The following is a 6,034-nucleotide window of genomic DNA, read 5'->3' as shown; positions in this document are numbered from 1 at the left end:
CCACCGTCCACGCCATGATCGCCATGTCGTCGTGCGGCTGGGACTCCGTGTCGACGAAGGGCCGGCCCAGGCTGGAGACCAGCGGGCTGATCAGCGCCAGCGCCAGGAACAGCGTCACCCGGCTCCGGTCGGCGGTGGGCACGGCCCGGAGCTCGGCCGAGCGCGCCACGCTGGGGTGCAGGGCGGCCGCGCCGATCAGGACGGACCAGGCCAGCCAGCCGATCGTCGCCACGGCGCTGGTCTGCGCGCTGCCCGCCGCCTGGTCGAGCAGGTAGGCGCCGTCGGCCACGAAGATGGCCGCGAAGGAGGCGGCCAGCAGCAGCAGCCACGGCGGCCGCCCGCTGTCGAACAGGAGCCGCGCCACCATGCCCATGACGATCAGGTCCACGAAGGGGGTGATCAGCGCGTAGGTGAGATCCGAGCCGCTGTGGACGCCGAGGTCGATGGCGGGGTCGATGACGAAGGTCCAGAACGGCATGGCCACGCCGACGGTGATGATCCCCGAGTCCAGCAGGCCCGTCCAGCGGGAGGCGCCGACCCTGGCGCTCATCAGGATCAGGGCGGTCAGCAGCAGGGCGTATCCGACCAGGGTGCCGACCTGGTAGACGGTGAGCAGGGTCTGGCTCTTCAGCCAGATCCAGCCGAGGGACCAGCCCACGGTGTTGGCCAGCCAGGCCGTCACGATGCCCAGGCCGATCAGCCGCCACGACCGGAGCCGGCCCAGCCGGTAGCGGCGGATCCCGAACAGGACGGCCAGCGTCGCCGCTCCCTGCAGGCCGCTCCAGAGCAGGGCGTCGAGAAACGGGGAGACGGCCGCGACGGCGGGGCCGCTGAGGGCGACCAGGCCGCCCAGGGCAAGGAACACCAGCCAGCCGTACGGCTTCCGCTCGGGGCGGGAACCGACGGCGGGGCTCATCCCGGGCGCTGTCTGGCTCATGCTCTTCTCTGGATCGGCCGTGGGCCGGGCCGTGCGGTCGGATGCGGAGTCGGCCTCTTCCTCTGCTCTGCCTGGTAAATCGTCAGAAATAGGTCATTTCTTACCAATTGGATGGCAGGACCGCCCGTGCCCGGGTCAGCCCGTCCCATCAGGGGTGATCCCCGGGAAACGGGCATGTCAAAGGGCGGCTTCGATACTGTGTCCGGATAGTGGCCTACGGCTCGGACGTGGCCCGACGTCCATCGGGCCGGGTGTCCGATCCGCCGGACCGGGTCTCCGGCCGGGCCGGGGCGATCCGACCGGTCAGGCGTCCGATCCGTTGGGCCGGGTGTCCGATCCGCTGGGCTGGTTGTCCGATCCGTCGCCGGGCCGCAGCATGCGGCGCAGCGCCATCAGGGCGTCCTCGCTCGGCGAGGCGGCCTCACGGTTGGCGGCCTGCAGCTCGCGGAAGATCTCCTCGCGGTGCACGGGGACGGAACGCGGCGCCCGGATGCCGATCCGGACCACGTCCCCGCGCACATCGAGCACGGTGACGACGACGTCGTCACCGATCATCAGACTCTCCCCCGACCGACGGGTCAGCACCAGCAACGTCCAGCTCCTTTTTGTCCGGGGGGACGTACCGGCAGCCTAACCGACGTCAGGCCGATACCAGGGGAGCCCGGACCGGAAGGTCGGAACCGGTGAGCACGGTCTGGATGGCGCGGCGGGTGGTGGTGTCGACCACGATGGGGGCCATCAGGTTGGCGGTCGCCTCGGCGATGGAGCCCGGAGCGGTGACGACGAGCAGCACGAGCAGGTCCGAGGTCCCGGCCGCGCCCAGCATCGCCAGGGTCTCCTCCTCGATCTCGGGCTCGTACCCCGGGAAGAACGGGTTCGGCGCGATGACGAGGAAACGCAGGTCCGGGTTCTCCAGGGAGCGCATGGAGAACAGAACGCCGGCGTCGTCCATCCGGACGAGCACGAACCGGCGGTGCTCGGCGAAGCCGGGCATGGGGCAGACGAGCTCGATCGCGGGCATCTCGTCGGTGTCGGCGTTCGCCGGGGCCGCGGCCTCTGCGTTCATCGGGCGGTCCTTAAGAGTGATCATTTCAGGAAGTCCACGAGTGAGGGCTGGACCACCTTGGCCGTCGCCGCGAGCGCCGCCTGGTAGGCGGTCTGCTGCAGGGTCAGCTCGGTGATCGTCATGGGCAGGTCGATGTCTTCGATGTCCGACAGCTGGGTCTTGAGACTGACGATCCTGGACTCGGCCGCGTCGCGCATCTGCGACACGCGGTTGGTCCGGGAACCGACGTCGGCGATCTCGGTCTGCAGCTTCGAAATGGCCGTGTCGAGCCGGGTGAGGTCGTTGCCGAGCTGGGACGGGTCGTTCTCGAGGTGGTCGGCGATGTCGGCCAGAACATTGAAGAGCTGGGTGTTGCCGGCGCCGAACGCCTGCTCGCCGTTGGAGTTGACGGCGATCTTGGTGTTGTCGCCGATCGTGCGCATCACGTCGCCGCCCTGGCCGTTGTAGGTGCCGTCGGCGTTGTAGGCCAGAGATCCGGACGCGGCGCCGCCGAAGACGGGCCGGCCCAGGTAGGTGCTGTTGGCGACGCCGATCAGCGAGGCCCGGATGTTCTCGACCTCGGAGGCCACCGCGACACGTGCGGTCGAGGAGCCGGCCGTACCGGAGGACATGCCCTGCAGCACCAGCTCCCTGGCCCGGTTCACCTGGGTGCTCGCGCTGGTCAGCGCGGTGTCGATGGTGTTGAGCCAGCCCATGCCGTCTTCGGCGTTGCGGGTGTACTGCTCCTGCGTGCGGATGTCACTGCGCAGGGACAGCGCCGACGTCGTCCCGGAGGGCGAGTCCGACGGCCGCGAGAGCTGCTTGCCGCCGGAGAGCCGGTTCTGGATGTCGCCCATCCTGTTGATGTTGTTCTGCAGGTTGTTGAGAACCTTGTTGGTGATCGAGCTCTCGGTCACGCGCATGTACGTCATATGTCATCAGCCCCGGATCATGCTGAAGAGGGAGTCGAAGGTCGAGTCGATGGTCGAGATCATCTTCGAGGCGGCCTGGTAGGCGCGCTGGTAGAGGATCATGTTCGCCATCTCTTCGTCCAGGCTGACCCCGGACTGGGACAGGCGCTGGGAGTCGTTGTTCTGCGTGACGACGTTCTGGATGGACGTACGGCGCTGCGCGGCCTGGGAGGCGACGCCGAGACCGGTGACCACCTCGCGGTAGTAGGTGTCGGGGCCGGTTGCGGACGTGGAGGAAGTCGCCAGGATGTCGGCGTTGCCGGCGTCCAGGTTGCCCTTCTTCGCCCCGGTCATGGGGTCGATCGTCGGAGGCACGGACGAGGCAGCGATCTTCGACGGCTCGGTGATGCCCACCTTGATCGACGCGGCGGTGATCGGGCCGCCGTCCTCGGAGACGAAGAAGGCCGTCCCCGCGTCGCCGTTGAGGTCGTAGCCGCGGGCGTGCTGGGTGTTGACCGTGCCGGCCAGCTTCTGCGCCACCTGGTCCAGCTTGGCGGAGTACTCCGGCAGGACCACGTTGAGCGAGTTCAGCGACGAGGCGAGCTGGCCGGAGGCGAGGGTGGCGTCGGTCGTGGTGCCCTGCCAGCGCAGGGCGACCGGGTTGGCCGTGGCGTCCCGGAGGGTGCCGGCGCCGATGACCTGCAGCGCCCTGGAGGTCGGCCCCTCGACCAGCTTGATGCCGCCGACGGTGACGTCCACCGCCCCGTTGGGCATGGCCTTGGAGGTCGAGCCGGTGAGCTCGGCCAGCCGCAGCACCATGGCGTCGCGCTTGTCCTGCATCTCGCTGGCCGGCAGGCCTGCGGCGGTGGCGCGCACGATCGCCTGGTTGAGCTGGGCGACGGTGTCGGCCGCGGTGTTCACCTCGGTGACCAGGGAGTCGAGCTGCTCGGCGGTGCTGTTCCACAGCGACTCGAGGGTGTCGTTCGCGCTGCGCAGGCTGTCGGCGACGGTGGCGCCCTCCTGCAGGAGCTGCGCGCGGGCCGCGTTGCCGGTCGGGCCGCCGGGCTGGTTGACCACGTCGTGCCAGGAGTTCCAGTAACCGGAGAGCTGGGACTGGATGCCGGTGTCGCTGGGCTCGCCGAAGACTTCCTCGACGCGGCCGTGGATCTCCTCCTGGCCCGACAGGTAGGCGAGCTTCGCGTGCTCGATCTGGCCGCGGGACTCCAGGAACTCGTCCCGCATCCGGACGACGCCGGCGGCGGTGACGCCGTTGCCCAGGCCGTCGGTGACGGAGTACATGGCCGGGGTGACCACGCCGCCCACGGAGTTCAGTTCGACGCGCTGGCGGCTGTAGCCCTCGGTGTTGGCGTTGGCGACGTTCTGCCCCGCCACGTCGAGCGCCTGCCGCTGGGCGTACAGGGCGCTGAGTGAGGTGGAGATTCCGGAGAAGGTGCTCAATTACATCGCCTCATTGACAAGTCGCGAGGAACGGCCGGCGCCGACGGTCTCCCCGGAGCGGCTGTAGGTCGTCACGGAGCCCGTGACGTTCATCAGCGCCTCCTGGACCGCCCGTGCTCCGGTGGTGAGCAGTTCCTTGTTCGCCTCGGCGATCGCGCTGATCTCCGCGGTCAGGGTCAGGAACGCATTGCGGTGCTGCAGGAACAGGTCGCTCCAGGGTGCTCCGGCCGCGGCGGCGAGCGCCTGCAGGCTGGGGGCGGGCGGCAGCCCCAGCTCGTCGGCGACGGCGTCCACCTGGGCCGCGCGAAGGACCTCGGTCTTGCGGATCTGCTCGAGCACCATCTCCACCTCGCGGGTGGCGTGCGGCAGCCAGCGGGTCTTGCCTGCGGCCAGTACGAGTTGCTCCTCTTCGAGCTTGAACAGCAGCAGATCCATCATCTCGCGGATCCGCCACAGCGTGCTCGACAGATCGGCCAAGCTCATCCGTCCCGCCTTCACAGTCGTCGGTACGCCTCGACGGCGCGCTTCCCCCGCATATTCGGCAGCGGGCTCCCCGGCCTGAGAACTTCCCCGGCGGCATCGGGACTATGACGCGCTGTGCCGGACCGATGACGAGAAGTGAGCTTTCGCAACCGTACGGCAACCGAAAGCAACCGGTTCCTACCTCTTTGTGACTGTTTTCTAGTTCCTGTCGGCACCGAACGGAGCCGGCAGGACCTTCCCGTCACATCGAAAGGGCCACCGTGAGGACTCAGGGTACGACTGCCATCAGCCGCGACATCGACGCTCTTGTCCGCGAGCACCTCCCGCTCGTGGGCCACATCGTCCGCGAGACCCTGATGCGCGTTCCCTCCCACGTGAACCGCGACGACCTCACCTCCGCCGGCCTGGCCGCCCTGGCCGCCGCCGCCCACTCCTTCGACGCGAGCCGCGGCACCCCGTTCGGCCGCTTCGCCGCCGTCCGCATCCGCGGCGCCCTCGTCGACGAGCTGCGCGGCCTCGACTGGGCCAGCCGTTCGGTGCGCAGCCGGGCCCGCCAGCTCGACTCGGTCCGCCAGGAGCTCAGCGGCGCGCTGGGCCGCACCCCGACCAACCGCGAGCTCGCCAACGCCCTGGGCGTCGCCGAGGACGAGGTCGAGTCCATCGAGGAGGACGTGCAGCGCGCCGTCGTCCTGAGCCTGCAGGGCTTCGCCCCCGGCACCGCCGAGGACATGGTCCAGGAGCAGACCGCCGGCCCCGAGGAGCTGCTGCTGCACCGCGAGCGCCTGGGCTACCTCTCCCACGCCATCGAGTCCCTGCCCCAGCGCCTGCGCCTGGTCGTCACCCGCTACTTCCTCGAGGAGCGCCCGATGGCCGAGATCGCCGACGAGCTCGGTGTGACCGAGTCCCGCGTCTCCCAGCTGCGCGCCGAGGCCCTGGTCCTGCTCCGCGACGGCATGAACTCCCAGCTCGCCCCCGAGATGGTCGCCGCCCCGCAGCGCCCCGACGGCTGCGTCGCCAAGCGTCGCGCCGCCTACTACGCCGAGATCTCCGCCAAGGGCGACCTGCGCAGCCGCCTGTCCATGACCGACCTGCTCGGCACCAAGGTCGCGCGCACCGCCTGAGCCTCGATCCCCGCACGGCGCGGGCCTCACACGCCCGCCGTACGGCACCTGAGAGCACCCGCTCGGAAGAAATCTGAAG

7 protein-coding genes are annotated in these 6,034 nt (G+C 69.7%); 1 reads left to right on the top strand and 6 read right to left on the bottom strand.

The genetic code is table 11. The features are described from left to right. From Plo01_RS39605 to Plo01_RS39580, 6 genes are all read right to left on the bottom strand, one after another. On the bottom strand, positions 1-937 hold a 937-nt coding region (locus Plo01_RS39605), incomplete at its 3' end, for a hypothetical protein (protein WP_203895959.1). Between the two features lie 303 nt (positions 938-1,240). Then, complete coding sequence (gene csrA / locus Plo01_RS41205; RefSeq protein ID WP_444980783.1) at positions 1,241-1,522, bottom strand: carbon storage regulator CsrA; 282 nt, start codon at positions 1,520-1,522, stop codon at positions 1,241-1,243. Positions 1,523-1,577: 55 nt separating this feature from the next. Then, the gene (gene fliW, locus Plo01_RS39595; RefSeq protein WP_203895957.1) at positions 1,578-2,003 is read right to left on the bottom strand and encodes a flagellar assembly protein FliW; all 426 of its coding nucleotides are present in this window, start codon (positions 2,001-2,003) and stop codon (positions 1,578-1,580) included. 20 nt (positions 2,004-2,023) lie between these two features. Beyond that, complete coding sequence (gene flgL, locus Plo01_RS39590) at positions 2,024-2,914, bottom strand: flagellar hook-associated protein FlgL (RefSeq protein ID WP_203895956.1); 891 nt, start codon at positions 2,912-2,914, stop codon at positions 2,024-2,026. Positions 2,915-2,920: 6 nt separating this feature from the next. Next, positions 2,921-4,351 (bottom strand): flagellar hook-associated protein FlgK, encoded by a 1,431-nt coding sequence (flgK, locus tag Plo01_RS39585; RefSeq protein ID WP_203895955.1) that lies wholly within the window; start codon positions 4,349-4,351, stop codon positions 2,921-2,923. Further along, a complete protein-coding gene (locus Plo01_RS39580) occupies positions 4,352-4,834 on the bottom strand; it encodes a flagellar protein FlgN (RefSeq protein ID WP_203895954.1) in 483 nt (160 codons plus the stop codon). Positions 4,835-5,094: 260 nt separating this feature from the next. On the opposite strand from Plo01_RS39580, the gene Plo01_RS39575 reads away from it, so the two are divergent. After that, a complete protein-coding gene (locus tag Plo01_RS39575; protein WP_203895953.1) occupies positions 5,095-5,955 on the top strand; it encodes a sigma-70 family RNA polymerase sigma factor in 861 nt (286 codons plus the stop codon). The last annotated feature ends 79 nt before the right edge of the window (positions 5,956-6,034 follow it).

The organism is Planobispora longispora (assembly GCF_016863135.1).
In the GTDB taxonomy this organism is placed as follows: domain Bacteria; phylum Actinomycetota; class Actinomycetes; order Streptosporangiales; family Streptosporangiaceae; genus Planobispora; species Planobispora longispora.
The sequence above is the reverse complement of the archived record's forward strand: the minus strand, read 5'-3'. Positions and strand labels throughout refer to the sequence as shown.

Excerpts from the sequence above, each read along its gene's own strand:
- Plo01_RS39580 (WP_203895954.1), bottom strand. The coding sequence starts at position 4,834 with ATGAGCTTGGCCGATCTGTCGAGCACGCTGTGGCGGATCCGCGAGATG.
- fliW (WP_203895957.1), bottom strand. The coding sequence starts at position 2,003 with ATGAACGCAGAGGCCGCGGCCCCGGCGAACGCCGACACCGACGAGATG.
- flgL (WP_203895956.1), bottom strand. The coding sequence starts at position 2,914 with ATGACGTACATGCGCGTGACCGAGAGCTCGATCACCAACAAGGTTCTC.